General features: G+C 43.3%; 1 protein-coding gene. It reads left to right on the forward strand.

The window, feature by feature from the left end; all coding sequences use genetic code 11:
* Positions 1-174: 174 nt before the first annotated feature.
* A partial coding sequence (locus tag RJ60_RS14460; RefSeq protein WP_258006366.1) for an IS1634 family transposase occupies positions 175-1,686 on the forward strand: 1,512 nt, incomplete at its 3' end.

Genomic DNA, 1,686 nt, shown 5'->3' on the forward strand with positions numbered 1-1,686 from the left:
CTGAAGTTCCCCGACAGGAAATTAATGAGACTCTTTCCCAGAGAGAAAAAAGGCACAAGAATGTTGTGAAAGTGTAGACAGTAAATGGTCAATTTACAATTGACTTCGCTCGTTTCTTTGTGCTATGATTCTGTTATGAATTACAAACCTAAAGGCCTTTATTTAGCTAAGATTGTGAGTAAGTACAAGGACAGAGAATACTTCACTTATCTTCTGAGAAGAAGCTATCGAGAAGATGGTAAGGTGAAACAGCAAACCATTGCCAACCTTACTGAATTGCCAGAAGTTACTAGAGAGTTAGTCAAAGAGAGTCTCCAGGGGAGAGTCTTTCTTCCATCCGAAGAGGCAATTGAGATTACTCGGTCGAGAGCTCATGGTAATGTTGCGGTTATAAGTAAGGTAATGGAGGATCTAGGTATTTCCGAATTGCTTTCTTCTCGAAGGAGTAGAGAAAGCGATCTAATAGAGGCGATGATAGTTGCAAGGATAATAAACCCTCAGACGAAGCTTTCCACAATACGCTGGTGGGATAATACCACTATTCCCGAAGAGTTCTCAGTGGAAGATGCGGACGAAGATGAGTTATATACTGCTCTGGACTGGTTGCTCCAGAGGCAAGAGACGATAGAAAGGAAACTTGCGCAGAGACACTTAAGAGAAGGAAGTCTTGTTCTTTACGATGTCTCTTCGAGTTACTATGAAGGGAGTCATTGTGAGCTTGCGAGTTATGGTTATAACAGAGACAAGAAGAAGGGAAAGAAACAGATAGTCTATGGACTCATGACGGATTCTAAAGGTATACCAATATCCATACAGGTATATCCGGGATGTACGAGTGACACTAAAACGATAGGGGAACAGGTAGACAAGGTAAAGGAAGAGTTCAAAGTAGAAAGGTTCGTCGTGGTCGGAGACAGAGGGATGTTAACGCAGGGGCAGATAGACAGATTGAAGGCTCTCGGTGGAGTTGACTGGATTAGTGCCTTTAGAGGGCCTACAATTAAGAGTCTCTTTGAAAATGGGTATTTACAGCTGAGCTTATTTGACGAGAGAGACCTTCTTGAGATAGACTCACCCGATTATCCTGGGGAGAGGTTAATAGTCTGCAGGAATCCCTTTCTTGCAGAAGAGAGAAGGAGAACGAGAGAAGACTTACTCAGGGTGACTGAAGAAAACCTGAACAAACTCTTGAGAAGGATCGCTTCAGGAAGGTTGAGAGAGGCGGGGAAGATAGGGCAGGCACTGGGAAGGATAGAGAACAGGTACAAGATGGCCAAGCATTTCATTTTCAAGATAGAGGATGGGAAGTTCGATTACAGGAGAAATGAAGAAAGTATAGCCTTTGAAGCTTCTCTTGATGGATTTTATATAATCCGAACCAGTGTAGAGAAAGAGAAGTTGACTGCAGAAGAAGTGGTGTACAGCTACAAGAGTCTATCCAGAGTTGAGAGGGCATTCAGGACGCTAAAGGGAGTGGATCTGAAGATACGGCCAATACACCACTGGCTTGAGAAGAGAGTGAGGGCTCACATATTTCTCTGCATGCTAGCGTATTATGTTGAATGGCATTTGAGGGAGTTATGGAAGAGCCTGATCTTCACTGACGAATATACCGATAGAGAACATGTACTACAGGCTATTAGATCCAAAAGCGCACTTGAGAAGACGAGGAAGAAGAAGCTGAGG

Source organism: Mesotoga sp. B105.6.4, from assembly GCF_002896535.1.
In the GTDB taxonomy this organism is placed as follows: Bacteria; Thermotogota; Thermotogae; order Petrotogales; family Kosmotogaceae; genus Mesotoga.